This is a genomic window from Pseudomonas phenolilytica, assembly GCF_021432765.1.
GTDB classification, from domain to species: domain Bacteria; phylum Pseudomonadota; class Gammaproteobacteria; order Pseudomonadales; family Pseudomonadaceae; genus Stutzerimonas; species Stutzerimonas phenolilytica.
The window spans coordinates 2,438,959-2,462,421 of record NZ_CP058908.1 but is presented as its reverse complement, the minus strand read 5'-3'; the positions used below and the strand labels follow the sequence as shown (position 1 = coordinate 2,462,421).

Annotated in this window: 27 protein-coding genes; 13 read left to right on the top strand and 14 right to left on the bottom strand. The window is 66.0% G+C overall.

Going from position 1 to position 23,463, the window contains the following annotated elements:
* Window positions 1-135 precede the first annotated feature (135 nt).
* Window positions 136-945 (bottom strand): tRNA cyclic N6-threonylcarbamoyladenosine(37) synthase TcdA, encoded by an 810-nt coding sequence (gene tcdA / locus HU825_RS11870; protein ID WP_138299623.1) that lies wholly within the window; start codon window positions 943-945, stop codon window positions 136-138.
* A 128-nt stretch (window positions 946-1,073) separates the two neighbouring features.
* On the opposite strand from tcdA, the gene dapE reads away from it, so the two are divergent.
* The 3 genes from dapE to HU825_RS11855 are packed head-to-tail and all read left to right on the top strand — an operon-like array spanning window position 1,074 to window position 3,417.
* Window positions 1,074-2,222 (top strand): succinyl-diaminopimelate desuccinylase, encoded by a 1,149-nt coding sequence (gene dapE, locus HU825_RS11865; RefSeq protein ID WP_043296679.1) that lies wholly within the window; start codon window positions 1,074-1,076, stop codon window positions 2,220-2,222.
* Entirely contained in the window at window positions 2,216-3,019 is an 804-nt protein-coding gene (locus tag HU825_RS11860) for a putative RNA methyltransferase (RefSeq protein WP_234302091.1), read from the top strand. Before dapE ends, HU825_RS11860 begins: the two co-directional genes overlap by 7 nt.
* Before the next feature lie 26 nt (window positions 3,020-3,045).
* Window positions 3,046-3,417, top strand: coding sequence for a hypothetical protein (locus HU825_RS11855; protein ID WP_234302090.1), 372 nt, complete (start codon window positions 3,046-3,048; stop codon window positions 3,415-3,417).
* Between the two features lie 77 nt (window positions 3,418-3,494).
* Here HU825_RS11855 and HU825_RS11850 read toward each other — a convergent pair whose 3' ends face one another.
* The 9 genes from HU825_RS11850 to HU825_RS11810 all read right to left on the bottom strand — a co-directional run bounded on the left by HU825_RS11850 (window position 3,495) and on the right by HU825_RS11810 (window position 11,912).
* Entirely contained in the window at window positions 3,495-3,704 is a 210-nt protein-coding gene (locus tag HU825_RS11850) for a cold-shock protein (protein WP_003289458.1), read from the bottom strand.
* A 168-nt stretch (window positions 3,705-3,872) separates the two neighbouring features.
* Window positions 3,873-5,708: a GldG family protein gene (locus tag HU825_RS11845; RefSeq protein WP_156716488.1), complete on the bottom strand. Its 1,836-nt coding sequence runs from the start codon at window positions 5,706-5,708 to the stop codon at window positions 3,873-3,875.
* A gap of 9 nt (window positions 5,709-5,717) precedes the next feature.
* Complete coding sequence (locus HU825_RS11840) at window positions 5,718-6,449, bottom strand: ABC transporter permease subunit (RefSeq protein WP_234302089.1); 732 nt, start codon at window positions 6,447-6,449, stop codon at window positions 5,718-5,720.
* The gene (locus HU825_RS11835) at window positions 6,446-7,369 is read right to left on the bottom strand and encodes an ABC transporter ATP-binding protein (RefSeq protein WP_077683897.1); all 924 of its coding nucleotides are present in this window, start codon (window positions 7,367-7,369) and stop codon (window positions 6,446-6,448) included. Before HU825_RS11835 ends, HU825_RS11840 begins: the two co-directional genes overlap by 4 nt.
* A 165-nt stretch (window positions 7,370-7,534) precedes the next feature.
* Complete coding sequence (scpB, locus tag HU825_RS11830; RefSeq protein ID WP_003289453.1) at window positions 7,535-8,296, bottom strand: SMC-Scp complex subunit ScpB; 762 nt, start codon at window positions 8,294-8,296, stop codon at window positions 7,535-7,537.
* A 19-nt stretch (window positions 8,297-8,315) separates the two neighbouring features.
* The gene (locus HU825_RS11825; RefSeq protein WP_234303394.1) at window positions 8,316-9,014 is read right to left on the bottom strand and encodes a segregation and condensation protein A; all 699 of its coding nucleotides are present in this window, start codon (window positions 9,012-9,014) and stop codon (window positions 8,316-8,318) included.
* 142 nt (window positions 9,015-9,156) lie between these two features.
* A complete protein-coding gene (locus HU825_RS11820; protein WP_232249141.1) occupies window positions 9,157-10,332 on the bottom strand; it encodes a tryptophan--tRNA ligase in 1,176 nt (391 codons plus the stop codon).
* A 76-nt stretch (window positions 10,333-10,408) separates the two neighbouring features.
* On the bottom strand, window positions 10,409-11,032 hold the full coding sequence (locus tag HU825_RS11815; protein WP_234302088.1) for an L-threonylcarbamoyladenylate synthase: 624 nt from the start codon (window positions 11,030-11,032) through the stop codon (window positions 10,409-10,411).
* A gap of 13 nt (window positions 11,033-11,045) precedes the next feature.
* The gene (locus tag HU825_RS11810; RefSeq protein ID WP_155552811.1) at window positions 11,046-11,912 is read right to left on the bottom strand and encodes a PHP domain-containing protein; all 867 of its coding nucleotides are present in this window, start codon (window positions 11,910-11,912) and stop codon (window positions 11,046-11,048) included.
* Between the two features lie 244 nt (window positions 11,913-12,156).
* Between HU825_RS11810 and ispZ the strand changes: the two genes are divergently transcribed.
* From ispZ to HU825_RS11780, 6 genes are all read left to right on the top strand, one after another.
* Window positions 12,157-12,744 carry a septation protein IspZ gene (ispZ, locus tag HU825_RS11805; protein WP_234302087.1) on the top strand — a complete coding sequence of 196 codons (588 nt, stop codon included), beginning with the start codon at window positions 12,157-12,159 and terminating at the stop codon, window positions 12,742-12,744.
* Window positions 12,745-12,746: 2 nt separating this feature from the next.
* Window positions 12,747-13,046, top strand: a complete 300-nt coding sequence (locus tag HU825_RS11800) for a YciI family protein (protein ID WP_043296687.1) — start codon at window positions 12,747-12,749, stop codon at window positions 13,044-13,046.
* A 65-nt stretch (window positions 13,047-13,111) separates the two neighbouring features.
* A complete protein-coding gene (locus tag HU825_RS11795) occupies window positions 13,112-13,456 on the top strand; it encodes an SH3 domain-containing protein (protein ID WP_234302086.1) in 345 nt (114 codons plus the stop codon).
* Between the two features lie 7 nt (window positions 13,457-13,463).
* The gene (locus HU825_RS11790; RefSeq protein ID WP_077683892.1) at window positions 13,464-14,141 is read left to right on the top strand and encodes a response regulator transcription factor; all 678 of its coding nucleotides are present in this window, start codon (window positions 13,464-13,466) and stop codon (window positions 14,139-14,141) included.
* A gap of 144 nt (window positions 14,142-14,285) precedes the next feature.
* Window positions 14,286-14,708 (top strand): Spy/CpxP family protein refolding chaperone, encoded by a 423-nt coding sequence (locus HU825_RS11785; protein WP_054095199.1) that lies wholly within the window; start codon window positions 14,286-14,288, stop codon window positions 14,706-14,708.
* A gap of 66 nt (window positions 14,709-14,774) precedes the next feature.
* Entirely contained in the window at window positions 14,775-16,094 is a 1,320-nt protein-coding gene (locus HU825_RS11780) for a sensor histidine kinase (RefSeq protein ID WP_234302085.1), read from the top strand.
* On the opposite strand, the gene HU825_RS11775 is transcribed toward HU825_RS11780, so the two are convergent.
* Together HU825_RS11775 and HU825_RS11770 are read right to left on the bottom strand one after the other, a co-directional pair.
* A complete protein-coding gene (locus tag HU825_RS11775; protein WP_043296691.1) occupies window positions 16,095-16,658 on the bottom strand; it encodes a nitroreductase family protein in 564 nt (187 codons plus the stop codon).
* A 76-nt stretch (window positions 16,659-16,734) separates the two neighbouring features.
* Window positions 16,735-17,106, bottom strand: coding sequence for a YkgJ family cysteine cluster protein (locus HU825_RS11770; RefSeq protein WP_008570111.1), 372 nt, complete (start codon window positions 17,104-17,106; stop codon window positions 16,735-16,737).
* Between the two features lie 176 nt (window positions 17,107-17,282).
* On the opposite strand from HU825_RS11770, the gene HU825_RS11765 reads away from it, so the two are divergent.
* Window positions 17,283-18,734: a TrkH family potassium uptake protein gene (locus tag HU825_RS11765; protein ID WP_043296692.1), complete on the top strand. Its 1,452-nt coding sequence runs from the start codon at window positions 17,283-17,285 to the stop codon at window positions 18,732-18,734.
* Here the strand turns inward: HU825_RS11765 and HU825_RS11760 are convergent, their stop codons facing one another.
* Window positions 18,735-19,664, bottom strand: a complete 930-nt coding sequence (locus HU825_RS11760; RefSeq protein ID WP_234302084.1) for a DUF808 domain-containing protein — start codon at window positions 19,662-19,664, stop codon at window positions 18,735-18,737. It abuts the gene before it with no gap.
* A 311-nt stretch (window positions 19,665-19,975) separates the two neighbouring features.
* On the opposite strand from HU825_RS11760, the gene HU825_RS11755 reads away from it, so the two are divergent.
* From HU825_RS11755 to HU825_RS11745, 3 genes are all read left to right on the top strand, one after another.
* A complete protein-coding gene (locus HU825_RS11755; RefSeq protein WP_234302083.1) occupies window positions 19,976-21,364 on the top strand; it encodes an adenylate/guanylate cyclase domain-containing protein in 1,389 nt (462 codons plus the stop codon).
* Between the two features lie 29 nt (window positions 21,365-21,393).
* On the top strand, window positions 21,394-22,140 hold the full coding sequence (locus HU825_RS11750; protein ID WP_156716703.1) for a helix-turn-helix transcriptional regulator: 747 nt from the start codon (window positions 21,394-21,396) through the stop codon (window positions 22,138-22,140).
* A 107-nt stretch (window positions 22,141-22,247) separates the two neighbouring features.
* On the top strand, window positions 22,248-23,108 hold the full coding sequence (locus HU825_RS11745; protein WP_234302082.1) for a DMT family transporter: 861 nt from the start codon (window positions 22,248-22,250) through the stop codon (window positions 23,106-23,108).
* A gap of 3 nt (window positions 23,109-23,111) precedes the next feature.
* On the opposite strand, the gene HU825_RS11740 is transcribed toward HU825_RS11745, so the two are convergent.
* Window positions 23,112-23,393 (bottom strand): Rdx family protein, encoded by a 282-nt coding sequence (locus HU825_RS11740; RefSeq protein ID WP_043296696.1) that lies wholly within the window; start codon window positions 23,391-23,393, stop codon window positions 23,112-23,114.
* Window positions 23,394-23,463 lie beyond the last annotated feature (70 nt).

Genomic DNA, 23,463 nt, shown 5'->3' with positions numbered 1-23,463 from the left:
GAATCTTGGCGACGACTTATTGCAGCCAAGTGGCTGTTAGATAAAGGTTTTATGACACCGGAACTTTCCTGCGAGGCGCATTCCAGAGCGTCCTGGCACGGTCGGCAGCCCTCTTGAGGCGCCGCAGCGGCGCCATCAGTCGGCCGACTTTCGCTCGGCCGGCCGCCGTGCGCCGGCCACCAGCTTGTCGATTGCCTTGGCCGCCGCCGCCATACCGAAGCTGGCGGTGACCATCATCACCGCACCGAAACCACCGGCACAGTCGAGCTTGACGCCTTCGCCAACGAAGCTCTTGCTCTGGCACACGCCGCCATCGGGCTTGGGGTAACGCAGCTGCTCGGTGGAGAACACGCAGGGCACGCTGTAGCTGCGTCCCGGCGTGCGCGAGAAGTTGTATTCGCGACGCAGCAGGGCGCGCACCTTGGCCGCCAGCGGGTCGTTGAAGGTCTTGTTCAGGTCGGCGACCTGGATCTGCGTCGGGTCCACCTGCCCGCCCGCACCACCGGTGGTGACGATCTGGATCTTGCGCCGCTTGCACCAGGCGATCAGCGCCGCCTTGGCCGGCACGCTGTCGATGCAGTCGATGACGCAATCCAGGTTTTCGGTGATGTACTCGGCCATCGTCTCGCGGGTGACGAAGTCCGCCACCGCATGCACGCGGCAAGACGGATTGATGGCATGAATGCGCGCAGCCATTTCGTCCACCTTGGGCTTGCCCACGGCCCCCTCGACGGCTTGGATCTGCCGGTTGGTGTTGGTGATGCAGACGTCGTCCAGATCGAACAGGCTGATCTCGCCGACACCGCTGCGCGCCAGCGCCTCGGCCACCCAGGAGCCGACTCCACCGATGCCGACCACCGCGACGTGAGCAGCCGCCAGCCGCTCGAGACCGATGCGGCCATACAAGCGGGCGATGCCGCCGAAACGCTGTTCATCGATAGACATGCCGACTCCCCGGAAAAAGACCCGCCGATTATAAGACCTCGCCGCGCCACAACCACCGCAGCCGAGCGTCACCGCCGCCACGGCTTTGCTTTAATATGGCGCCCTTTCCCCGCCGTACCGGAGCCGTGATGACCGCCCCCGCCCTCTCCCCGACGCTCGAACTCGCCTGCGAGCTGATCAACCGTCCGTCCGTCACGCCGCTGGACGAAGGCTGCCAGCAGCTGATGAGCCAGCGCCTGGCGGCCTGCGGCTTCGCCATCGAGCCGATGCACATCGAGGACGTGGAGAATTTCTGGGCGATCCGCGGCAACGAAGGCCCGGTGCTGTGCTTCGCTGGCCACACCGACGTGGTGCCGACCGGCCCGCTGCAGGCCTGGCAGAATCCGCCGTTCAGCGCGCGCATCGACGACGCGGGCATGCTCCACGGGCGCGGCGCCGCGGACATGAAAGGCAGCCTGGCGGCGATGATCGTCGCGGTGGAGCGTTTCACTGCTGACTATCCGCAGCACCAGGGACAGATCGCCTTCCTCATCACCAGCGACGAGGAAGGCCCCGCGCACCACGGCACCAAGGCGGTGGTCGAGCGCCTGCGCGAACGTGGCCAGCGGCTGGACTGGTGCATCGTCGGCGAGCCGTCGAGCACCGCACTGGTCGGCGACGTAGTGAAGAACGGTCGCCGCGGCTCGCTCGGCGGCACGCTGACCGTGCGCGGCCAGCAGGGCCATGTCGCCTATCCGCACCTGGCGAAGAACCCGATCCACCTGGCCGCGCCGGCGCTCGCGGAACTCGCCGCCGAGCACTGGGACGATGGCAATGCGTTCTTCCCACCGACCAGCTTCCAGATTTCCAACCTCAACGCCGGCACCGGCGCGACCAATGTCATCCCCGGCACGCTGGAAGCGGTGTTCAACTTCCGTTTCTCCACCGAATCCACCGTCGAGCAGCTGCAGCAGCGCACCGCCGCCATTCTCGACAAGCACGGCCTGGACTGGAGCATCGACTGGGCACTGTCGGGCTTGCCCTTCCTTACCGAGCCGGGTGCGCTGCTCGACGGCGTGGCCAAGGCGATCCGCAGCGTCACCGGTCGCGAGACCACGCCGTCCACCAGCGGCGGCACCTCGGACGGACGCTTCATCGCCACCCTCGGCACCCAGGTGGTCGAGCTTGGACCGGTCAACGCGACGATTCATCAGGTCGACGAGCACATCCTCGCCAGCGACCTCGATCTGCTCACCGAAATCTACTACCAGACCCTGGTGAACCTGCTCGCATGCTGATCTGCCCGATCTGCCAGGCGCCGCTGAGTGCGGTCGACAATGGGGTCATCTGTCCGGCCAATCACCGTTTCGACCGTGCGCGCCAGGGCTATCTCAATCTGCTGCCGGTACAACACAAGAACAGCCGCGATCCGGGCGACAACCAGGCGATGGTCGAGGCGCGCCGACGCTTCCTCGACGGCGGCCACTACGCGCCGCTGGCCCGGCGTCTGGCCGAACTTGCGACCGAACGCGCACCGCGGCGCTGGCTGGACATCGGCTGCGGCGAGGGCTACTACACCGCCCAGCTCGCAGCGGCGCTGCCGCGGGCTGAGGGCTATGCACTGGACATTTCCCGCGAGGCGATCAAGCGTGCCTGCAAGCGGGCGCCGCAACTCGAGTGGCTGGTGGCGAGCATGGCCCGCGTGCCGCTGGCCGACGCCAGCTGCGATCTGGCGGCGAGCGTGTTCAGCCCGCTCGACTGGAACGAAGCCCGCCGCGTGCTGACATCCGGCGGCGTGTTGTTGCGTATGGGGCCGACGCGCGAGCACCTCTGGGAGCTGCGCGCACGGTTGTATGACGAAGTGCGCGACTACGATGACGAAAAGCACCTGGCGCTGATCCCGGACGGCATGCACCTGGCGCATAGCGAAACGCTCAGCTACGCGCTGCAACTGGACGATGCGCAGGCGCGCGCCGACCTGCTGGCGATGACGCCGCACGGCTGGCGCGCCAGCGCCGAGCGCCGCGCCGCGGTGATCGATACAGCGCTGAGCGTGCGGGTTGCGATACGCTACGACCTGATCCAGCGCGACTGACCTCCGCCCCATACAAGGCCACCGACATGCGTCAACCGGACATCGAGATCTACCTCAGGGACGCCAGCCAGGACGCTGTCGGCGCTTGGCTGGAACAGGCCATCGGCGCCTGTACGCCCTGGCAGCAGAAAGGTCAGACCTTCAAGTGCAGCGCCGCCGGCATTCCGGTGCTCTGGTTGCCGAAGGCGGTCGGCAAATGGCACTGCCTGTTGCTGGAAAGCGACGCCACACCGTGGGAAGACGACCTCGCCTGCGCGCGTGCCGCACACCAGGCGCTGGGCGTGGAAATCCGTTGTGCGCCAGGCGGCTGGCAGGAAGAAGAAGCCGACGACGAAGCCGATCGCTGGATACGCATCAGCACCGATGGCGAGCAGGAAATCGTCTGGCGCACGGGCTGATCCGCGGCTGGCGCCGATGCCCCTGAAAAGCACAAAGCCCGTCATCAAGACGGGCTTTGCGTTTGCGCGAGCGAAGCTCAGACGCCGGCAACGTCCTCGGCCTGCAGGCCCTTCTGGCCCTGGATCACCGAAAATTCCACCTGCTGACCCTCGGTCAGCGAGCGGTGGCCCTCGCCACGAATCGCGCGGTAATGCACGAACACGTCGGCACCGTTACCCCGCTGAATGAATCCATAGCCTTTTGCATCGTTGAACCACTTGACGGTTCCGGTCTCGCGTTCAGCCATTACCCACACTCCAACTCGCTTTTTGTTATTCCTCTGACGAGGGGCTTATCGGTGCTGCGCCATAGAGGCTACTGAGACGGGCAGCCACCGTCGCCGGAGTATAAAACAACGCCCGTGGCTGTCAGCCCCCATTTCTCCCGGTATCGGGCGGTGGCCAGGGCCGCCGGTTCAGGCCGCCCTGCGCCGGCGCCAGAGCCACAGGGCCAGCGCCGCCAGCGTCAGCAGCAACGGCACCAGCACGATATTGGCGAACTTGAGCGTCCGCCCCAGCGCCTCGATATCGGCATTGAGCTGGTAGCGCACCTCGCGCAGTTCCTTGCGGATACGCAGCTTTTCCTGCAGGAACTGCTGCAGTGCGCTTTCCTGCTCGGCAGTCAGTTCCAGCGCCTGCTCCGGGTCGCTGCTCTGCAGCTCGGCTAGTTTCTGCTCGGTGGCGGCCAGCCGTTGCTGGAGCACCTCTTCCTGCTCGCGGAAGCGGTTCTCCGCCTGACGCTGCAGCTCCTCGACCACCACGAACGGCCGCGTGAAGCGACCGCGCGAACGCACGCTGATCAGCGCGTCGGTGCCCGACAGGTTGTCCAGCGCGTTGATCACGAAGGCACCGTTGTCGGCCCACGGCTGCGGCACGCGCTGGCCGAAGAAGTCCTGCACCTGTACCCACATGCGATCGCTGAGCAGGTCGGTATCGGCGATCACGATCACGTTGATGCGCTCGCTCTCGGCAAGGCCGTCCTTGCGCCCCTCGATGCCGTCGGGGAATGCCGTCTTCGCCGGCCCCTGGATGCGCGCGCCGAGCGTGTAACGCTGGCCGCTCGGGTCCAAGCCGCGCAGCAGAGTTTCCGGGTTGTCCAGCGTGACGAAGCGCTGCGCCTCCACCGGCATGGCGTAGGTCGAGCTGTGCAGCAGCGGCGTGAAGGTCGTTCCGGCGCCCTCCAGCGGTTCGAGGATACCGGCGCTGGCCAGCGTCAGGTTTTCCAGCGAGGCGGTGGTGACGTCCTGCGCGTCGACGGCCGCGTGTGGCAGGCTCAGCCAGCCCGGATGGCGCACCGGTCGGCGTTCGGCGCCCACGCCCACGGACATCGCGTAGGAGGCATCGGCAATCACCTGCCCCGGCAGCAACCGCGCGCCCCAGGCCTTGAGCAGCGGCTCCAGATCGGAGGCGCGATCCTCGGCCGCCTCGCCCGGACCGAAGCTCATGCCCGGATCGGCTTCGCTGAACGGATCGACGAATGCCAGCAGCTTGCCGCCGCGCAGCACGAACTGATCGATGGCGTACAGCGTCTGCTCCGGCAGCTGCTTGGGATGGATCAGCAGCAGCACCGAGACATTCGCCGGGATCATGTCGATGTCGCGCTTGAGGCTCTCGATATGGAACAGCTGGCGCACTTCCTCCAGCACCATCCACGGCGGCGTCGCCTGCTGGGTGCGCATGTCGAAGCCACCGTTGATCTGCAGGTCGGAAAGCACGCCAACCACCGGCAGTTCGGCCTTCGCCAGGCTCTGCACCAGACGGCTGATCTCGTATTCGAGAAACTCCTCCTGGTCCAGCGGGAAGAACGGGATGATCTGCGTCATGCCCTCGGCGTTACGCCCGGCCAGGCCGAAGTAAATCTTGTCGCCACCCTGGTTCAGCGGCACCGCCTGCAGGCCGAACTCGGCGGCGCGATCCTCGTCCTCGGAGAACGGCTGCGGATCGATCACCTGCAGCTTCAGCTTGCCGCCCGAGGCGCGCTCGTAGGCGCGCAGCATTTCCTCGACGCGCCGCGCGTAGTTGCGCAGCTGCACCAGCTCCTTGGCGGTTTCATCGGAATAGAAGAAGTGCAGCTCGATCGGCTCCTGCAGGCTGTCGAGAATGCGCTCGGTGCCCTCGGAGATGGTGTAGAGCTTCTGCTCGGTCAGATCCAGCCGTGCATTGGTGAACAGCACGCCGGACAGCCCGTTGAACACCAGGAATGCCAGCGCGATCAGCAGCAGCCCGGCACCGGAATAGATGACTCGTTTCATGGCGGTTCCTCAGGCGGCTTTCTTCAGATCGACGACCACAGCGGTGGCGGCCAGCCAGGCGACGATCAGCGTGACGAAATACAGCAAGTCGCGCAGGTCGATCACGCCCTTGCTGATGGAGTCGAAGCGCACCAGGAAGCTCAGCGAAGCGACTGCATCGATCAGCCACTGCGGTGCCCAGGCAAAGGCATCGAGCACCATCGGCAGGCCGCTGACGATGAACAGGAAGCACACCGCAACCGCGAGGATGAAGGCGATCACCTGGTTCTTCGCCAGCGCCGACATGCACGAGCCGATGGCCAGGAAGGCGCCGGCCAGCAGCCAGCTGCCGAAGTAGCCCGCGACGATCGCGCCATTGTCCGGCTCGCCCAGGTAGTTGACGGTGATGACCATCGGAAAGGTCAGCAGCAACGCGATACCGGCGAACACCCAGGCGGCGAGGAACTTGCCGGTCACCGCCTCGAAACGGGTGATCGGCAGCGTCATCAGCAGCTCGATGGAGCCGGATTTGCGCTCCTCCGCCCACAGGCGCATGGCGACGGCCGGAATCAGGAACAGGTACAGCCAGGTATGGAAGCTGAAGAACGGCGTGAGATCGGCCTGGCCGCGCTCGTAGAAGCCGCCCAGGTAGAAGGTGAACACGCCCGACAGCACCAGAAAGATCAGGATGAACACGTAGGCGAGCGGCGTGGCGAAATAGCTGGCCAACTCGCGCTTGAAGATAATCGGCAACTGGCTCATTGCGCCTCCCCGCGGGTCAGAGTACGGAACACCTCATCCAGCCGGCCGCGCTCGACGTCCAGCTCCTTCACCGCCCAGCCACGCTGGCTGATCAGCGCATTGACCTGCGGGAAGATCACCTGCCCCGGCTGCGCCAGCACGGTCAGGCTGGCGTCGCTGCGGTTGGTCTCCACCCCGGCGACACCCGGCAGCGCCGCCAGCGCATCGGCATCCAGCGCGCCGTCGCCGACCAGCGTTACCGCCTGGTGGTATTTCGAGCGTCCTTCCAGCTCCAGCGGCGTACCGTCAGCCACCAGTCGGCCGCCGGCGATCACCAGCGCGCGGGTGCACACGGCACTGACCTCTTCGAGAATGTGCGTGGAGATGATCACGATCTTGTCATGTGCCAGCCCTTGGATCAGCTCGCGCACCTGATGCTTCTGGTTCGGGTCGAGGCCATCGGTGGGCTCGTCGAGGATAAGCACGCGCGGATCGTGGAGGATCGCCTGTGCCAGTCCGACCCGGCGCTTGAAGCCCTTGGAAAGCGTCTCGATGGACTGGCCGAGCACCTTTTCCAGCTCCACCTGCGCGACCGCCGCCTCGACCCGCTGGCGCTTGGCTGCGCCGCGGAAGCCGCGCACCTCGGCGATGAACTCGAGGAAGCCGCGCACGCTCATGTCGCCGTAACAGGGCGCGCCTTCGGGCAGATAGCCGATCTGGCGCTGGGCCTGCAGCGTCTGCGTCTGGATATCGTGGCCGAAGATGCTGGCGCTGCCGGAGGTCGGCGCGAGAAAACCGGTCAGCATCTTCATGGTGGTGGACTTGCCGGCGCCGTTCGGGCCGAGAAAGCCCAGCACCTCGCCCGGCTGGACGCTGAACGACAAGGCATCCACCGCCGTGTGCTGGGCGAATCGTTTCGTCAGACTTCTTAATTCGATCATGAGGGTCTGTTCCTGGCTCTCACCCTGCTGGAAGGTCCGCCCCGTTCGTCGAGACGACCCGATGCGGGCAGGACTATAAGGAGAGGCCGGACAGCATTGCAACGGCCGCGCGTGCGCGGACCGTCAGCCGCCCGCATTGAGCGTTTCGCCCTGCGTGGTAAGCGGTTACGGCGCGGATTCGTCGTCCGCGTCGGGGACTGCAGGTTCCAGCAGATCGTCGAAATCGGTCTTGAGTCCCTGCTCCATGCCGTCCAGCTCGGCGAGCAGGCTGCGAAAACTGGTCTGCTCGCGCGGCTCGTCCTGTGGTTCCTCGGCGGCCAGATCGGCCCGTGCCTGCAGATCGGCCGGCACGGCCGCGTCTTCCTCATCCACCACCGGCCGCAGTTCCGGCTCCATTTCGCGCAGCACCGCCAGCGGCGGTAGTTCGTCGAGATTCTTCAGGTTGAAGTGGTCGAGAAACTGGCGCGTGGTGGCGAACATCGCCGGCCGCCCCGGGACGTCGCGATGACCGACCACGCGGATCCACTCGCGCTCCAGCAGCGTCTTGACGATCTGGCTGTTGACCGCCACGCCGCGGATGTCCTCGATCTCGCCACGGGTGATCGGCTGGCGATAGGCGATCAGCGCAAGGGTTTCCAGCAGCGCGCGCGAGTAACGCTGCGGGCGCTCCTCCCACAAGCGGCCGACCCACGGTGCGAAACGCTCGCGCACCTGCAGGCGGTAGCCACTGGCAACCTCCTTCAGCTCGAAGGCGCGGCCCTTGCAGGACTTTTCCAGCACGTCCAGCGCTTTCTTCAGCTGCGCCGAAGATGGCCGCTCGGCCTCCTCGAACAGCTCGGCGAGGCGTTCCAGCGACTGCGGCTTGCCCGAGGCGAGCAGAAAGGCTTCGAGCAGCGAAGCGAGGTCCTTGGGATCGGACAGGTCCACGGATGACTCCTGACTTGAGCTATTCGGTACGGCTGCGCACGTGGATCGGCGCGAAGGGCTCATTCTGCACCAGCTCGACCAGCGATTCCTTGATGAGTTCGAGCACCGCCATGAAGGTCACGACGACGCCGAGGCGCCCTTCCTCGACACGAAACAGCGCGACGAACGGCACGAAAGCGCCACCCTTGAGCCGTTCCAGCACTTCGCTCATGCGTTCGCGGGTCGAGAGCGCCTCGCGCGTCACCTGATGGCTCTCGAACATGTCGGCGCGACGCAGCACCTCGGCCATCGACACCAGCAATTCTTCCAGGCTGACATCCGGCAACAGCTTGCGCGCACGCGCCTCGGGGGCATCCAAGCGCGGCATGTGCAGTTCGCGACCGACGCGCGGCAGCTCATCCAGATCTTCGGCGGCTGCCTTGAAGCGTTCGTATTCCTGCAGACGGCGGATCAGCTCGGCGCGAGGATCGTCTTCCTCCTCGGCGGCTTCGGCCGAGCGCGGCAGCAACATACGCGACTTGATCTCGGCGAGCATGGCGGCCATCACCAGGTATTCGGCGGCCAGCTCCAGGCGCACGCTCTTCATCAGCTCGACGTAGCCCATGTACTGGCGGGTGATTTCCGCCACCGGAATATCGAGGATGTCGATGTTCTGCTTGCGGATCAGGTACAGCAGCAGGTCGAGCGGCCCCTCGAAGGCTTCGAGGAACACCTCCAGCGCATCCGGCGGAATGTACAGGTCCAGCGGCAGCTCGGTGACGGCCTCGCCGTACACCAGCGCCAGGCGCAGCTGCTCGCCGGGCTGGCTCGATTCGACGTCAGGCGTCTCGGTTTTTTGCATGGAAGTCTCCGCGCGCGGCTCAGCGATAGCCGAGGCCCATTGCCTGGCGGACCTCGACCAGCGTCTCGCGCGCCTCGTCGCGGGCACGCTCGGCACCGTCGGCAAGGATACTGCGCACCAGATCGGTGTTCTGCTCGTAGTCCAGCGCGCGCTCCTGCAGCGGCGCCAGCTCGGCGCGAATGGCGTCGATCAGCGGCGCCTTGCATTCCAGGCAGCCGATACCGGCACTGCGGCAACCCTGCTCGGCCCACTGGCGCACCGCCTCGTCCGAATGCGTGACATGCATCTGCCACACCGGGCAGCGCGTCGGTTCGCCCGGGTCCTGGCGATGTCCGCGTGCCGGATCGGTGGGCATGCGGCGGATTTTCTCGGCGACCTCCTCGGACGTGTCGCGCAGGAAGATCGCGTTGCTGTTGGACTTGGCCATCTTGCCGCCGTCGAGGCCGGATATCTTCGGCGCATCGCTCAGCAGAGCCTGCGGCTCGGGCAGCAGCAGCTTGCCACAGCCTTCGAGGTAACCGTACAACCGCTCCTGATCACTGAGGGTAATGGTTTGCTGCTCCTTGATGATGGCGCGCGCGGTGCCCAGCGCCTCCACGTCGCCCTGCTCCTGATAGCTCTTGCGCAGGCTGGTATAGAGCTTGGCGGTCTTCTTGCCGAGCCTGCGGATGGCCGCCTCGGCCTTGTCCTCGAAATCTGCCTCGCGCCCGTACAGGTGATTGAAGCGTCGGGCCACGTCACGGGCGAACTCGATATGCGGCAGCTGGTCGGCGCCCACCGGCACCAACCCAGCTCTGTACAGCAGGATGTCCGCCGCCTGCAGCAGCGGATAGCCGAGGAAACCGTAGGTATCGAGCTCCTTGTGCTGCAGGTGCTGTTGCAGCTCCTTGTAGGACGGCACCCGCTCCAGCCAGCCCAGCGGGCAGATCATCGACAACAGCAGGTGCAGCTCGGCGTGCTCGGGCACATGAGACTGGATGAACAGGGTCGCCGAACTCGGGCTGACGCCGGCAGCCAGCCAGTCCACCGCCATGTCCATCACGTGCTGGGCAATCGCGCCGCTGGCTTCGTAGTCGGTGGTCAGCGCGTGCCAGTCGACGATGCAGAAGTAGCACTCGTACTCGTGCTGCAGGCGGGTCCAGCTCTTCAGCACGCCGTGGTAGTGGCCCAGGTGCAGACGGCCGCTGGGGCGCATGCCGGATACCACACGCCGCTGCGAATCGATGGAACTCAAAAGGCGGTCCTTGTCGGATGGAGAGAACGCAACGGGCTCAGGCCATGAACGGCGCGGGATCGCCGCAGCCGACCCGCATCACCTGCGGCTGGTCATCCACCAGACTGACCACGGTGGAGGCTTCGACTCCACCGTAACCGCCGTCGATGATCAGGTCCACCTGATGCTCGAGGGCGTCGCGCATCTCGTACGGATCACTCATCGGCAGCTCGTCACCCGGCAGGATCAGACTGACGCTCATCAGCGGCTCGCCCAGCTCCGCCAGCAGTGCCTGGGCGATCGGCTGTGCAGGTACGCGCAGACCGATGGTGCGACGCTTGGGATGCAGGAGCATGCGCGGCACTTCGCGGGTGGCCGAAAGAATGATGGTGTATGGCCCCGGGAGGTGCGTCTTGAGCAGCCGGAAGGCTGCGGTATCGACCTTGGCAAACATGCCGAGCTGCGACAGGTCGCGGCAGGCCAGGGTGAAGTTGTGCTTGTCGTCCAGCTGGCGCAGCCGGCGGATGCGTTCGATACCGGACTTGTTGCCTATCGAGCAGCCCACGGCATAACTCGAATCGGTCGGATAGACCACCACCCCACCCTGGCGGATGATCTCCACGGCCTGCTTGATCAGCCGCGGTTGCGGATTATCCGGGTGAATCTGGAAAAACTGACTCATGGCGACTCCCTGTTCAGCTGGCAGCAGATCTGCGGCACTCATGATCGAAACATCTCCATAGCGGCGACAAATCCTCCGGCAAAGGGCGGTACAGCCCCAGCTCGGACCAATCGCCCGGCGCGTGAAAATCGCTGCCGGCACTGGCCTTCAGGCCAAACTCGCGCGCCAGAATCGTCAGCCCGCCCACCTGGTCGAGCGGTTGCATACCGTTGACCACTTCCAGCGCATGGCCGCCCGCCTGGACGAAATCGGTCACCAGTCGGCGGCGCTTGCTGCGTGTGAAGGCGTACTGCCAGGGATGCGCAAGGCTGATCCAGGCATCGGCTTCACGCAGCGTTGTCACGGTCTGTTCGAGGCTCGGCCAGTGCTGCTTCACATCGCCCAGCTTGCCCGCCCCCAGCCACTTGCGGAACGCCTCCGCGCGATCGCGCACATGGCCGGCGCGCACCAGGAATTCGGCGAAATGCGGCCGGGCCGGCGCGTTGCCGCTGTCGCCCAGCTCCTGCTGCACTGCCCGCGCGCCGTCCAGCGCGCCGGGCATGCCCTTGGCCGCCAGACGCTCGGCGATCAGCTCGGCACGCCGCCAGCGGCCATCGTGCAGCGCGGCAATGGCGTGCAGCAGCGCCGGCGCCGTGCGGGAAAAACCATAGCCCAGCACATGAATGGTAGCCCCGTTCCACAGGCACGAAAGCTCGATGCCATTGATCAGCCGCACCCCCAGCGCGCTGGCGGCGGCATGCGCCTCGTCGAGCCCTTCGAGCGTGTCATGGTCGGTCAGTGCCAGCAGCTCGATGCCGCGCCCGTGCGCGCGCTCCACTACCAGCGACGGCGCAAGAACGCCATCGGAAGCGGTGCTGTGGCAATGCAGGTCGACAATCATCAGAGGGCTCGTTACTCAAGAAACGGATCGGGAAGCCGGAAGGCCGTGGTGGCCGGCGGCGCTGGCGCACCGGAAAGAACAGTGCGTCAGTGTACGCCGCCAGAGGGGCGTCTGGCGCGCACGCGGGCCAACGTTGTCGTTGAGACCGCCCGCCAAAGGCTTGGTGCTGCGCGTTCGGCGCATGCGTTCCGCCGACAATCCGGTTTGCTATTATGCCGCCCACTCAAGGTTGCCGGCCCGCATCGTGAAACAATTCATCGATTTCATCCCGCTGCTGCTGTTCTTCGCGGTTTACAAGATCGAGCCACGGAGCCTCGAAATCGCCGGGCATGAGTTCGCCCTCGGCGGCATTTTCAGCGCAACGGCAGTGCTGATCCTCAGCTCGTTGCTCGTCTATGGCGCGCTCCTGGCCAAGCAACGGCGCTTGGACAAGAGCCAGTTGATCACCCTCGCCGCCTGCCTGGTGTTCGGCGGGCTGACCCTGGCGTTTCACAGCGAAACCGTGCTCAAGTGGAAGGCGCCGGTGGTCAACGCACTGTTCGCGCTGGCTTTCGCCGGCAGTCAGCTGTTCGGCGACAAGCCGCTGGTTCAGCGCCTGATGGGCCATGTGGCCGAGCTACCCGCCGCGCAATGGGCCCGGCTGAACGCCGCCTGGGTCGCCTTCTTTCTCGTCTGCGGCGGCGCCAACCTCTTCGTCGCGTTCACCTTCCCGGCCATCTGGGTCGATTTCAAGGTCTTCGGCAGCCTGGGCCTGACCCTGCTGTTCATGATCGGCCAGAGTTTCTACCTCGTCCGCCACATGCAGACGACTCCCGCACCGTCCAAGGAGTAACCATGCTGTACGCCATCATCGCCACCGACGCCCCGAACTCCCTGCAGGAACGCCTTGCCACCCGCCCGGCCCATCTCGCCCGCCTGGAAGCGCTCAAGGAAGCAGGCCGACTGGTACTCGCCGGGCCGCATCCGGCAATCGACAGCAACGATCCGGGCGCGGCCGGCTTCACCGGCAGCCTGGTGGTGGCCGAGTTCGACTCGCTGCAAGCCGCGCAGGAATGGGCCGAAGCCGATCCCTACAAGGCCGCCGGCGTCTACAGCGATGTGCTGGTCAAGCCGTTCAAGAAAGTGCTGCCCTGACCGAAACACAAGGATCAGCCTGGCTGCGGATTCACCGTGGCCAGCACCAAGGAGAAGGTAGTCAGATGCATCGTGCCCTGTTTCCCCTGCTGCTGGCCGTGAGCCTGCTCGCACCGACCGTTCACGCCCAGGAAGCCCCCGCAGCGGATGTGGAGGAGCAGACGAGCGAAGACGCCGCCCCGGCAGCGACCGATAATGCGCCGACAATCGACACTTTGGCCCTGCAGCGCCTGCGGCAGGAGAACCAGCGCCTACGCCTGCAGCTGCAGGAAGCGCAGAGCCAGGCCCCGCTGCCCTTGCTCAGCGAGGAACAGAAATGGTTCGCCGTCGGCGGCAGCGTCGGCGTCGCGAGCTTCCTGCTCGGCCTGCTGGTGACCCGCGGGCGCCGGCGTCGCCAATGGCTGAACTGAATCATTCATGAACGAACTGCTGCTGATCGATGACGACCACGAACTGTGCGAGCTGCTGATCAGCTGGCTGGCGCAGGAAGGCTTCGTCGCCCACGCCTGTCACGACGGTCAGAGCGCCCGCGCCGCGCTGGCCGAATTCCAGCCGGCCGCCGTGGTACTCGACGTGATGCTGCCCGACGGCAGCGGCCTGGAGCTGCTCAAGCAGCTGCGCAGCGAACATCCCGGTCTGCCGGTACTGATGCTCTCCGGGCGCGGCGAACCGCTGGACCGCATCCTCGGCCTAGAGCTTGGTGCCGACGACTACCTGGCCAAGCCCTGCGACCCACGCGAACTCACGGCGCGCCTGCGTGCCGTGCTGCGCCGCAGCCTGCCGCCGGCCACGCCCAGCCAGCTGGAACGTGGCGACCTGTGCTACAGCCCGGCGCGCGGCGTCGCCAGTATCGGCGGACACGATGTCAGCTTGACGCTATCCGAGGGCCGCATCCTCGAAGCGCTGCTCGCCCAGCCCGGCGAACCGCTGGACAAGCAGGCCCTCGCCCAGCATGCCCTGGGACGCAAACTGACCCTCTACGACCGCAGCCTCGACATGCATGTCAGCAACCTGCGGCGCAAGCTCGGTCCGCATGCCGACGGCAGCCCGCGCATCGTCGCGCTGCGCGGACGCGGCTACCTGTACGCCGGCTGAGCGTCTTTACCGAGCCTTTACCCGACGCTGACCGCGCTTGACCTTGCCCTCCCTAGACTGAACTCATCCGGTCACAGACCAGCCGCCGCCCGGAAAACCCGGCGCAGAGTCCGCGAACCGGCTTTCATCACAGGAGTAACCAAGATGCGCAAATCCCTCATCGCCCTGCTGTTCGTCACCGCTATTCCCACTGCCGTCATGGCCATGCCCGGCGCCATGCGGGACGGCGGCCAGTGCCCAATGGGCGGCAAACAGGGCCCGCGGATGTTTCAGGAACTGGACCTGACCCGCGAACAGCAACGCGAAATGCACAAGCTGATGGGCGAGCAGATGCAACAGCGTCGAGCCGTCACCCAGCGCTACCTGGACAAGCTGCCGGAAGCCGAACGCAAGGCCATGCAGGACGAGATCCAGAAGAGCCGCGATGACATTCACAAGCAGATGCGCGCGCTGCTCAAGCCCGAGCAGCAGAAGGCCTTCGACGAAAGCCTGAAGAAGATGGCAGAAAGGCGCGCCGAACGCGCCGAGTTCCTCAAGTGGAAAGCCGAGCGCGATCAGCAGAACTGATCGTCGCACTTACCAACCGCCCGGCCGGTGCGCACGCTCCGGCCGGGCTTCGCCGTGGAGACAGCCGTGCGATCACTGTTCTGGCGCATTCTCGCAACCTTCTGGCTCGCCATTGCACTGGTCGCCGGCCTGGCACTGCTGCTCGGGCATGCGCTGAACCAGGACGCCTGGATTCTCAGCCGCCACCCCGCTGTCAGCGGCCTCGCGGAGACCTGGACCCGGGTCTACGAGCAACAGGGTGCAGTTGCGGCCCAGCGCCTGCTGGAGCAGCACCGGCATCGCGCGCACATCGACGTGCAAGTGCTGGGCGAGAACGGCCAGCCGGTCATTCGCGGCACCTTCCCGCCACGCGCCGCAGCGTTCGAGGCACGTCAACGCGACCGCGATCACTCGCTGCCCTGGCGCCGGCTGACCGAGGACTACACCAGCCCAGCCAGCGGCGATACCTACCTGTTCATCTACCGTATTCCGCATCCCGAGCTACGGGCCTGGCACCGCGGCAGCCTGTTCTGGCCGCTCAGCGCGCTAGCGATCGCGCTGGTGGTGCTGAGCGGCTTCAGCCTGCTGCTGACGCTGTCCATCACGCGGCCGCTCGATCGCCTGCGCAGCGCCGTCCACGATCTTGGCCAGACCACCTATCAGCAGAACTCGCTGGCGCGCCTGGCCAGGCGACGCGATGAACTGGGCGTGCTGGCCGGCGACTTCAACCGCATGGGCGCCCGCCTGCAGACGCTGATCGGCAGCCAGCGCCAGCTGCTGCGCGACGTGTCCCATGAATTGCGCTCACCGCTGGCACGCCTGCGCATCGCCCTTGCGCTGGCCGAACGCGCCACACCGGCCGAGCGCGAGGCGCTCTGGCCGCGCCTGACCAAGGAGTGTGATCGCCTGGAAGCGCTGATCGGCGAGGTGCTGGAACTGGCCCGGATGGATGCCGAGCCCGGCTCGGCGCAGACCATTGACCTGCCGACGATCTTCGAGCAGCTCAAGGACAACGCGCGCATCGTCGCACCGGATCAGCGCATCGACAGCCACATCGACCCCGACAGCACGTTGCGCGGTTGGCCGGACATGCTCGAACGTGCCCTCGACAACCTGCTGCGCAACGCCCTGCGATTCAATCCGGCCGATCAGCCCATCGAACTGCAGGCGCACCGGGAGGGCGACTGGCTGACGCTCAGCGTGCGCGACCACGGTCCGGGCGTGGATGCCGCGCATCTGTCGCAGTTGAGCGAGCCGTTCTTCCGCGCGCCGGGGCAGACCGCCGCCGGTCATGGCCTGGGCCTGGCCATCGCCCGTCGCGCGGCGGAACGCCACGGCGGCCAGCTGCAGCTGGGCAACCACCCGGCCGGCGGGTTCATCGCCAGCCTGCGCCTGCCGCTCGCTTAATCAGCGCGACGGCCAGGCGCTGACGAAGTCGGCCGGATCGAGCACCGGCGCCGCGCGTACCCGCCCTTCCGGCGTGCCCAGATAGAGAAAACCCAGCACGCGCTCGTTCGCCGCCAGACCAAGGCCAGCGGCGACCTGCGCGTCATAGGCGAAATCACCGGTACGCCACACCGCACCAATGCCCTGAGCGTGAGCGGCGAGCAGCAATCCGTGGGCCGCGCAGCCGGCGGCGAGCAGCTGCTCGCCTTCGGGCACCTTCGGATGGGCCTGCAGATGCGCAATCACCACCACCAGCAACGGCGCGCGCAACGGCATGCTGCGCGCCTTGTGCAGGGCCTCTTGCGCGCAGTGCGGGTCGCGCGCCTGCAGTGCCGTGGCGAACAACTCGCCCAGCTGGTCACGGGCCGGCCCCGCGATGGTCAGGAAACGCCAGGGTCGCAGCTGGGCATGATCCGGCGCGCGCAGCGCGGCGCGAAACAGCAGGTCGAGCTGCGCGGCATCGGGAGCCGGATCGCACAGCCGGGTAACCGAAACACGGTTGAGCAACAGGTCGAGAGCGTCCATCCATTACCTCCAGAACGAAGCGGACATTCTAGAGGCCGATGGCGCCGCCAGGGCAACTCTCGTGCAGGCGTGCGCCTCAGGCGACGCGATCGGGTGACAGGTGCGGCTGCAGCGGCGGCACCAGCGGCGGCAGGCCATGCGCCGCGCGCGCCGCGTCGCAATGCGGGTTGGGCTCGCCATTGCTCCAGGCGGCTTCGAACTCACGACAGGTGCTCGAGCGCTGCTCGTACAGCGTGCAGCGCACGCCACAACCGACTTCACCCAGCAGGCCGACGCAGCGGGCTGGCTTGGCCTCGGTGCCCTGCATCGCCACGTGGTAGGGGCTGACCTGCACCACCAGTTGCTCGGGCACAGTGCCGCCGGACGACGTGCATTCGCCCCAGAAGAAGGACACACGAAAATAGGCGCAGCAGGCGCCACAGGTGAGACAGGGATTGTCGACGGACATGGAGGCAACACGCGCAGATGCCGGAACCGGCCGGCGCCGGGCCGCTATTCTATGCATCGCCATGCGCTTGTGAAGAGGCCCCAGACATACGCCTGTCGGCAAGCTGCAGGCGGTTTACTGGCGGGCCGACACAGGTAGAATGGCGGCCCTCATTTTCTGGCGCCGAGTTGCACCCAATGGCCTTACCGACGCTGCGCATCATCGGTTTTCTCCTCGGCATTTTCCTCATCACCCTGGCGATCGGCATGGTCGTGCCGATGCTCACGCTGCTGGCGTTCGAGCGTACCGACGACCTGCAGGCATTCATCTGGGCCAGCGCAATCACCGGCGGCTGCGGCGTCGCCCTGGTCGCGCCGGGGCGTCCGGCCAACGCCAAGCTGCGGCCGCGCGACATGTACTTCCTGACGACCGCCAGCTGGCTGGTGGTCTGCTGCTTCGCCGCACTGCCGATGATGCTGAGCCGGCACATCAGCTACACCGACGCATTCTTCGAAACCATGTCGGGCATCACCACCACCGGTTCCACCATCCTCACCGGCCTCGACGACGCCTCGCCCGGCCTGCTGATGTGGCGCTCGATGCTGCACTGGCTGGGCGGCATCGGTTTCATCGGTATGGCCGTAGCGATCCTGCCGCTGTTGCGAATCGGTGGTATGCGCCTGTTCCAGACGGAATCGTCGGACTGGTCGGAAAAGGTCGTGCCGCGCTCACACATCGCCGGGCAGTACCTGATCGCCATCTACGTGGGAATGACGCTGGCGGCCGTGGCGGCCTTCTGGCTGGCGGACATGAGCCTGTTCGATGCGATCAACCATGCGATGTCCACGGTATCCACCGGCGGCTTTTCCACCTCCGATGCCTCGATGGGTAAATTCAGCCCGTCGGCGCACTGGGTGGCGGTGTTCTTCATGGTTCTCGGCAGCCTGCCTTTCACCCTGTACGTCGCCACGCTGCGCGGCCACCGCAAGGCGCTGATCCGCGATCAACAGGTACGCGGCTTCCTGGTCCTGGTGGTGGTCAGCAGCGTGCTGTTCAGCGGCTGGTACTGGCTCACCCACGATGCCGATTGGCTGTACGCGCTGCGCATCGTGACCTTCAACGTGGTTTCGGTGGTCACCACCACCGGCTACGCCTCGGGCGACTACACCCAGTGGGGCGGTTTCGCGATGATGGTGTTCTTCTACCTGACCTTCATCGGCGGCTGCTCCGGCTCCACGACCGGCGGTTTGAAGATCTTCCGTTTCCAAGTCGCCTACGCGCTGCTGCGGGCCAACCTCAAGCAGCTGATCCATCCGCGCGCAGTCATTCGCCAGCAGTACAACGGCCACACGCTGGATGAGGATATCGTCCGGTCTATCCTGACCTTTTCCTTCTTCATCACCATCACCATCGGCGCGCTCGCGCTATGCCTGGCGCTGCTCGGACTGGATCTGATCACCGCACTGACCGGCGCGGCATCGGCTGTGTGCAACGTCGGTCCGGGGTTGGGGCCGATCATCGGCCCGGCCGGCAATTTCAGCCCGCTGCCGGATGCGGCCAAGTGGCTGCTGTCGCTCGGGATGCTACTGGGTCGCTTGGAGATCATCACCGTGCTGGTGGTGCTGACCCCCGCGTTCTGGCGCCACTGATCAGGACGCCGCGCCGCGCTTGCCGAACAGGCGGCCGCCCAGCGTCAGCACCGCCAGAATCACGCCACCGGCGACGATGCCGAATACCGCGTCGAGCAGCGTCGGCAGCAGCCCACCGAGCACCGCGCCGATGTACGGCAAATGCTGGGTCTGCTCGGCGCTGTTGGCGATCCAGTGATGCACCACGCCGATGCCGTGGGTGAGAATGCCGCCACCGACCATGAACATCGCCGCGGTGCCGACGATCGACAGCGTTTTCATCAGCCACGGCGCCAGCCACAGGATGCCACGACCGACGGCTTGTACCGCTCCGCTCGCCGCCTTGCTCAAGGCCAGCCCCAGGTCATCGAGCTTGACGATACCGGCAACCAGCCCATAGACGCCGATGGTCATCACCACAGCGATGCCGGCCAGCACCATGACCTGCTGGGTGAAACTGGCATTGGCCACGGTGCCCAGGGTGATCGCGATGATCTCGGCGGACAGGATGAAGTCGGTACGGATCGCGCCGCTAATCTTGTCCTTCTCGAAAGCCACCATGTCCACCGCCGGATCGGCCAGCGCCTTGGCGGTTTCGGCGTGCGCGGCGGCATCGTCATGCAGGAAGCGATGCGCCAGCTTCTCGAAACCCTCGTAGCAAAGAAACGCGCCGCCGAGCATCAGCAACGGCGTGATCGCCCAGGGCGCGAATGCGCTGATCAGCAGCGCCGCCGGCACCAGGATTAGCTTGTTCTTCAACGAACCCCGGCAGACCGCCCAGACCACCGGCAATTCACGGTCGGCCTTGACGCCACTGACCTGCTGGGCGTTGAGCGCCAGGTCGTCACCCAGTACGCCGGCGGTTTTCTTAGCGGCGACCTTGGTCATCACGGATACGTCATCCAGAACCGTCGCGATATCGTCGATCAAGGCAAGCAAGCTGGTAGCCAAAGGGAAATCCTGTTCGTGGAAAGAAGAAAGAGGCGCGCGGCGCCGCTGTAGTTTAGGGCGCTTTCGCCTCGGCGGGTTCCGCTGGGGGCGCCTCTGCCAGTCACCACGCCCCATCGCCACACGGCTTTTGTCGCCTGCGGTTTGGCTGCGCGACGCGGCTTGGTTATGATCCACCGGCTCGGCGTGCGCCACGGCAGAACAGCGCAATGCACCGCCACCGGCAAGGCCCCTTCCAAGCGTTCGGCGCGTGGGCGCTTCAGTCAGCAAGGCGCTTAGAAAAAGGCGTCGATTTTACAAGGGAACGTAAGCACATGACTTCCGCCACGGCAGAGCGCCGCAACGGTCTCGCCAATCGCACGCTGCGCGAGTACTACTCCCGTGTGTTCGCCTACCTGGCCGGCGCCGCCACTCTCGCGGCCGGAACCTATACGCAGTTTTTTCCCCTCGACCTGCTGTGGATGGTGCCTTATGCGCTGCTCTATCCGCATCTGGCCTACCACCTCGGTTACCGCTTCAAGCGCGATCATCCGCAGCGTACCTCGCAAGTGCTGCTGTGCCTGGATGCGCTCAACACCGGCGTCGCCATCATCCTGCTCGGCGCGCCCATCGTGCCCAGCCTGATGTTCCTGCTGACGCTGTTTTTCAGCGCACTGGTTACCGGCAGCCTGCAGCACCTGCTGCTGGCGGTGCTCGGTGTGGCCGGTGGTATCGGCCTGGGCAGCGCGCTGGTACCGCTCGAGCTTCGCGGCGCCACGCCGCAACTGGTCTCGCTGGTGAGCATCCTGTTCGCTTCGCTGTACATCTGTGCCACGGCCTACTTCGTACACCAGCAGGGCCTGCGCCTGGCCCAGGCGCGGCGCGACATCGAGGCCGAGCAGACCAAGGCCGCGCGGCTGGCGCGCAATCTGGCCAAGTACCTGTCGCCCCAGGTGTGGGAATCGATCTTCTCCGGCAAGCGCAGCGTGCGCCTGGAGACCCAGCGCAAGAAGCTCTCGGTGTTCTTCTCCGACATCAAGGGGTTCACCGAACTGTCCGAGGAGCTGGAAGCCGAGGCGCTGACCGACCTGCTCAACAACTACCTGAACGAAATGTCGAAGATCGCGCTGAAGTACGGCGGCACCATCGACAAGTTCGTCGGCGACTGCGTGATGGTGTTCTTCGGCGACCCGACCAGCCAGGGCGCGAAGAAGGACGCCGTGGCCGCCGTGTCGATGGCCATCGCCATGCGCAAACACATGAAGGTGCTGCGCCAGCAATGGCGCGCACAGGGCATCACCCGGCCGATGGAGATCCGCATGGGGATCAACACCGGCTATTGCACGGTGGGCAACTTCGGCGCCGACACCCGGATGGACTACACCATCATCGGGCGCGAGGTGAACCTCGCCAGCCGCCTGGAAAGCGCCGCCGAAACCAGCGAAATCCTCATCTCCCACGAAACCTATTCGCTGGTTAAGGACGTGATCATGTGCCGCGACAAGGGCCAGATCGGCGTCAAGGGATTCACCCGGCCAGTGCAGATCTATCAGGTCGTCGATTTCCGCCGCGACCTCGGCGCCACCTGCAGTTTCGTCGAGACCGAGCTGCCGGGTTTCTCCATGTACCTAGACACCAACGGCGTGCAGAACTTCGACAAGGAACGCGTGATCCAGGCCCTGCAGGAGGCCGCGGAGAAACTGCGCGACAAGGTCATCCTCTGAGCGGATACCGCAGCGAGGCCGCGATGCAGATGCTGTCCCTTCGGCATTACAACCAGGACCAGATCGCTCACAGCCACGATCACGTGCAACTGGTCTTCGGCCTGCGCGGCCAACTAGAATTCGAGATCGCCGGACGCGGCAGCCGCATCGGCCAGCAATGCCTGGCAGTCGTTCCTCCATTCACCCATCATGCCTGTGGCAGCGCGCGCGGCAGCCACTGTCTGGTGCTCGACATTGCGCATCCGGCCTGGATCAGCGAGCGTCTCGGCCCGCACGGGGCCGCCAGCCTGCGGCTGCTCGAACGCCCCGACTCACTGCGCCTGACCGCCACGCAGCAGCGCCTGGTGGAGTGGCTGGCCGCCAGCCCGCTGAACGATCCGCTGATCGCCGAACAAGGCACGGTATTGCTGCTGGCAACGCTGGGGAGCGGTTGCGCGCCGCTCGGCAACAGGCCGCCGCTGACGCTTACGGCGCTCGACGCCTACATCGACCGGCACCTCGCCCATCCGTTGCAGGTCGCGGATCTGGCGCGAGTCGCCGGGCTGTCCGTGGCGCGCCTGCATGCGCGCTTTCTCGATGAGACCGGACAGACGCCCATGAACTACGTGCGCCAGCGGCGTCTGCAGCGAGGCGAAGCGTTGCTGCGCGGCACCCGGCTGTCGGTCGGCGAGATTGCCGCACAGGTCGGCTACGCCTCGCAGAGCGCCTTCACCGCGGCGCTGGTTCGAGTACACGGCTGCACGCCGCGAGAGTTGCGCGACAAAACCGCCGGCTGACGCGACAGACGCGCGTACGCGACTGTCCTAGCATGATCGCCCTGCCATCTCCGTCGCGGTAACTGCATGCCCCCTTCGTACCCATCGCTGACCCGCGGTATCGACACATGACCCCGCGCAACGCCCTGCTGGCGATTCACCTCGGCGCGCTGATGTTCGGCCTGTCCGGCGTGCTCGGCAAACTCGCGCAGAGCCAGCCGTTGATGATCACCTTCGGCCGCGCACTGTTCGCCGTCCTCGCGTTGCTGGCGGTAGCCTTGCTGCTGCCGCCCAGCGGCGCGCGCCCCGACTGGAAGCGCCGCGGCGGCCTGATGCTCGGCGGCATCCTGCTGGGCGCGCACTGGCTGACGTTCTTCATCGCGGTGAAAGTCGCCGGCGTCGGCATCGCCACCCTCGGTTTTGCCAGCTTTCCAGCGTTCACTGTGCTGCTGGAAGGGTTGCTGTTTCGCGAACGCACCCGGGCGATCGAGTATGCAATGGTTGGTCTGGTCTGCCTGGGCCTCCTGCTGGTCACGCCAAGCTTCGACGTATCCAGCGCAGCGACCGGCGGACTGCTCTATGGGGTGCTGTCGGGTCTGCTGTTCGCGTTGCTGTCGCTGCTCAACCGCGCAGTCACCCGCGGCATCGACGCCGTGCAGGCCGCGCTGTGGCAGAACCTGGCGATCCTGCTCGGCCTGCTGCCGTTCGCCTGGGCGGGCGTACCCGCCATTCCGGCACAGGACTGGCTCTGGCTGGCGCTGCTCGGCGTACTCTGCACCGGCCTCGCGCACAGCCTGTTCGTCGCCAGTCTGCGGGTGCTCAAGGCGCGCACCACCTCGGTGATCTTCGCCCTCGAACCGGTTTACGGCATCATCTTCGCCTGGTGGCTGTTCGACGAGCAGCCGACGCTGCGCATGCTCGGCGGCGGCGCGCTGATCATTCTCGCCAGCGTCATCACCAGCCGCCTGAAGAGTCCGCCGGCGGCCTGAATCTCAACGATCGTTGTGGCCCAGCGAACGCTGTGGATCGATGCGGTCGCGCACCCGCCGCTTGAGTTCCTTGGCTTCGGGAAAGCCGCCATCGAGCGTGCGTTCCCAGATCTGCTCGCCGTCGCAGGTGATGCGGAACACCCCGCCGGTGCCCGGCTCCAGCGCGACCCGGGCAAGATCGTCAGCGAAGGTCGAGAGCAGCTCCTGGGCGAGCCAGGCGGCGCGCAGCAACCACTGGCACTGGGTGCAATAAACGATGACGATTTCCGCTTTGCCGTTGGACATGCGCGCGACCCTGGCTGGTAATGGGAGCGGCCTATAATAGCGGCCTTTTCCTTCGTACCCGGAATCCGTC

Coding starts and splice junctions, on each gene's coding strand:
- tcdA (WP_138299623.1), bottom strand. CDS start 945: ATGTCTATCGATGAACAGCGTTTCGGCGGCATCGCCCGCTTGTATGGC.
- dapE (WP_043296679.1), top strand. CDS start 1,074: ATGACCGCCCCCGCCCTCTCCCCGACGCTCGAACTCGCCTGCGAGCTG.
- HU825_RS11860 (WP_234302091.1), top strand. CDS start 2,216: ATGCTGATCTGCCCGATCTGCCAGGCGCCGCTGAGTGCGGTCGACAAT.
- HU825_RS11855 (WP_234302090.1), top strand. CDS start 3,046: ATGCGTCAACCGGACATCGAGATCTACCTCAGGGACGCCAGCCAGGAC.
- HU825_RS11850 (WP_003289458.1), bottom strand. CDS start 3,704: ATGGCTGAACGCGAGACCGGAACCGTCAAGTGGTTCAACGATGCAAAA.
- HU825_RS11845 (WP_156716488.1), bottom strand. CDS start 5,708: ATGAAACGAGTCATCTATTCCGGTGCCGGGCTGCTGCTGATCGCGCTG.
- HU825_RS11840 (WP_234302089.1), bottom strand. CDS start 6,449: ATGAGCCAGTTGCCGATTATCTTCAAGCGCGAGTTGGCCAGCTATTTC.
- HU825_RS11835 (WP_077683897.1), bottom strand. CDS start 7,369: ATGATCGAATTAAGAAGTCTGACGAAACGATTCGCCCAGCACACGGCG.
- HU825_RS11820 (WP_232249141.1), bottom strand. CDS start 10,332: ATGCGCCCCAGCGGCCGTCTGCACCTGGGCCACTACCACGGCGTGCTG.
- HU825_RS11815 (WP_234302088.1), bottom strand. CDS start 11,032: ATGAGTCAGTTTTTCCAGATTCACCCGGATAATCCGCAACCGCGGCTG.
- HU825_RS11810 (WP_155552811.1), bottom strand. CDS start 11,912: ATGATTGTCGACCTGCATTGCCACAGCACCGCTTCCGATGGCGTTCTT.
- HU825_RS11800 (WP_043296687.1), top strand. CDS start 12,747: ATGCTGTACGCCATCATCGCCACCGACGCCCCGAACTCCCTGCAGGAA.
- HU825_RS11795 (WP_234302086.1), top strand. CDS start 13,112: ATGCATCGTGCCCTGTTTCCCCTGCTGCTGGCCGTGAGCCTGCTCGCA.
- HU825_RS11790 (WP_077683892.1), top strand. CDS start 13,464: ATGAACGAACTGCTGCTGATCGATGACGACCACGAACTGTGCGAGCTG.
- HU825_RS11785 (WP_054095199.1), top strand. CDS start 14,286: ATGCGCAAATCCCTCATCGCCCTGCTGTTCGTCACCGCTATTCCCACT.
- HU825_RS11775 (WP_043296691.1), bottom strand. CDS start 16,658: ATGGACGCTCTCGACCTGTTGCTCAACCGTGTTTCGGTTACCCGGCTG.
- HU825_RS11770 (WP_008570111.1), bottom strand. CDS start 17,106: ATGTCCGTCGACAATCCCTGTCTCACCTGTGGCGCCTGCTGCGCCTAT.
- HU825_RS11765 (WP_043296692.1), top strand. CDS start 17,283: ATGGCCTTACCGACGCTGCGCATCATCGGTTTTCTCCTCGGCATTTTC.
- HU825_RS11755 (WP_234302083.1), top strand. CDS start 19,976: ATGACTTCCGCCACGGCAGAGCGCCGCAACGGTCTCGCCAATCGCACG.
- HU825_RS11750 (WP_156716703.1), top strand. CDS start 21,394: ATGCTGTCCCTTCGGCATTACAACCAGGACCAGATCGCTCACAGCCAC.
- HU825_RS11745 (WP_234302082.1), top strand. CDS start 22,248: ATGACCCCGCGCAACGCCCTGCTGGCGATTCACCTCGGCGCGCTGATG.
- HU825_RS11740 (WP_043296696.1), bottom strand. CDS start 23,393: ATGTCCAACGGCAAAGCGGAAATCGTCATCGTTTATTGCACCCAGTGC.